Genomic DNA, 2,004 nt, shown 5'->3' with positions numbered 1-2,004 from the left:
GCCAGAGCTGACAATAGGAGATAAAATATGGCATTGAAAATTCGTTTGTCCCGTGGAGGTTCAAAAAAACGTCCTTACTATCATATCGTCGTTGCAGATGTTCGTAGTCCGCGCGATGGGCGGTTTCTTGAACGTGTTGGTGCATGGGATCCAATGTTGCCTAAAGATGGACCGAGGGTGAAACTTAATGAAGAACGTATCCAATATTGGCTTGGGCAAGGGGCTCAACCAACAGATCGCGTTTTACGGTTTTTAGATGCAGCTGGCTTGAAAAAGCGTCCAACTCGTAATAATCCACATAAAGGTGAACCGGGTAAAAAAGCACAAGAACGTATAGCAGCAGCAAAGCAAGCGGCAGAAGAAGCAGAGGCAGCGGCTGAAGCAGAATCTGCTACAGCATAAGAAGCATGATTGTTTAATCAACGTGTTTTTAAAAGCTTTAGAAAAATAAATATTATCCGTTTTTGTCTATCAAAAACGGATTTTCTTTAAAAAGCTGCTTGTTTAAATCCGCACTGGTTTTTTTAATCAATGGTTTTAAAAGTCAATGGCGCGGCCTTTAATTTCCCAGTCTCCATAGCGCGAAGGGTCTTTGCCGCCGCGTCCACCATTTTCGACAGGTTGTTCTTTTTTTGCTTCGCTTTTTCGTCGTTCTTCAGCTTCTTTAAGGGCGCGTTGTGCTGCGGGTGAGAGAGATTGTTGTTTAATGACAGTTGCATTTTTTTTGCTCGTTTTCTCGTCTTTTTTATTCATTTTTATACCTATTCTATTGAAGAAACAGAAAGAAAACACCATCATATAGTATTGATAAACTTTTATCATGGAGTTTTTTGAGTAATGAATATAATGCGTACAGCTATGCTTTTGGCTTTTTTAACTGCTCTCTTTATGGGAGTTGGTTATCTTGTTGGAGGGGGTGGTGGCATGGTCATTGCTCTTTTGATGGCAAGTGGTTTAAACTTTTTTTCTTATTGGAATTCAGATAAAATCGTTTTACGCATGTACGGGGCGCGTGAAGTTGATCAGCATTCTGCGCCGGTTTATTATAAAATTGTAAGTGATTTAGCGCAAAGTGCTTCTCTTCCTCAACCAAAAGTTTATGTTATTGAGAATCCACAGCCAAACGCTTTTGCAACGGGACGTAATCCGCAAAATGCAGCTGTTGCTGCAAGTACTGGATTGTTAAAGCGGTTGAGTTCGGAGGAAATTGCCGGCGTTATGGCGCATGAGCTCGCACATATTGAGCATCGTGATACATTAACAATGACTCTAACCGCAACGATTGCAGGAGCCATTTCAATGCTTGGTAATTTTGCTTTCTTTATGGGAGGACCGCGCAACTCTTCAGAAGATTCTCATGGCGCTGGGGCAATTGGAGGATTTATTGCCTTGCTCGTGGCTCCTTTTTCAGCGATGCTGGTGCAAATGGCGATTAGCCGTACACGGGAATATGCTGCGGATCGGAGAGGGGCTGAAATATGTGGTAATCCTTTATGGTTGGCTTCTGCATTGCGTAAGATTGCTGATGGGGGACGTGGGGTATATAATGAAGAAGCAGAGCATAATCCAGCAACCGCGCATCTGTTTATTATTAATCCTTTGAGCGGTGAGGGAGCCGATAGTCTTTTTTCGACACATCCAGCAACTGCAAATCGTATTGCTGCTCTTTATCGGCAAGCAGAAGAGATGAAAGGGGCTCTTGCCAAAAGTGTGGGCTGGAATAAAGAAGACGCTATACATGAAAAAAGCAGCGGGATGAACTATGGAGATTTTCATAGTGGTCAGGCTCATGCATTAGATGAGCAAGAAAACATTTCTTTTCAGCGTGTTACAAAACGTCCTTCTTGGCTTCGTTATGAAAATTCAAAAAAATCTCGTTCATAGAGTTATTGAGGGAGTTTTTAAGGAAGCAGTAATATAAAGGTGGTGTTTTGAAACACAAAAAAGCGGGGCATGTGTCTGAAAAAAATGTTCCAGGATTAGCTGTTCGGCAGGTGTGTGTGC

The 2,004-nt window shown here is 42.3% G+C and carries 3 protein-coding genes; 2 read left to right on the top strand and 1 reads right to left on the bottom strand.

Features of this window, described 5'->3' with window-relative positions:
• Window positions 1-27: 27 nt before the first annotated feature.
• Window positions 28-402, top strand: a complete 375-nt coding sequence (gene rpsP, locus ACFIO3_RS12205; protein WP_375606033.1) for a 30S ribosomal protein S16 — start codon at window positions 28-30, stop codon at window positions 400-402.
• 135 nt (window positions 403-537) lie between these two features.
• Here the strand turns inward: rpsP and ACFIO3_RS12200 are convergent, their stop codons facing one another.
• The gene (locus ACFIO3_RS12200) at window positions 538-753 is read right to left on the bottom strand and encodes a DUF1674 domain-containing protein (RefSeq protein WP_375614935.1); all 216 of its coding nucleotides are present in this window, start codon (window positions 751-753) and stop codon (window positions 538-540) included.
• 84 nt (window positions 754-837) lie between these two features.
• Here ACFIO3_RS12200 and htpX point away from each other — a divergent pair, with 84 nt between their 5' ends.
• The gene (gene htpX, locus ACFIO3_RS12195) at window positions 838-1,884 is read left to right on the top strand and encodes a zinc metalloprotease HtpX (RefSeq protein WP_375614936.1); all 1,047 of its coding nucleotides are present in this window, start codon (window positions 838-840) and stop codon (window positions 1,882-1,884) included.
• Window positions 1,885-2,004: the final 120 nt, after the last annotated feature.

The sequence above is a fragment of the Bartonella sp. AD328YNZD genome (assembly GCF_042196425.1).
This window is presented reverse-complemented; position numbering and strand designations above follow the sequence as displayed.

Excerpts from the sequence above, each read along its gene's own strand:
- rpsP (WP_375606033.1), top strand. The coding sequence starts at position 28 with ATGGCATTGAAAATTCGTTTGTCCCGTGGAGGTTCAAAAAAACGTCCT.
- ACFIO3_RS12200 (WP_375614935.1), bottom strand. The coding sequence starts at position 753 with ATGAATAAAAAAGACGAGAAAACGAGCAAAAAAAATGCAACTGTCATT.
- htpX (WP_375614936.1), top strand. The coding sequence starts at position 838 with ATGAATATAATGCGTACAGCTATGCTTTTGGCTTTTTTAACTGCTCTC.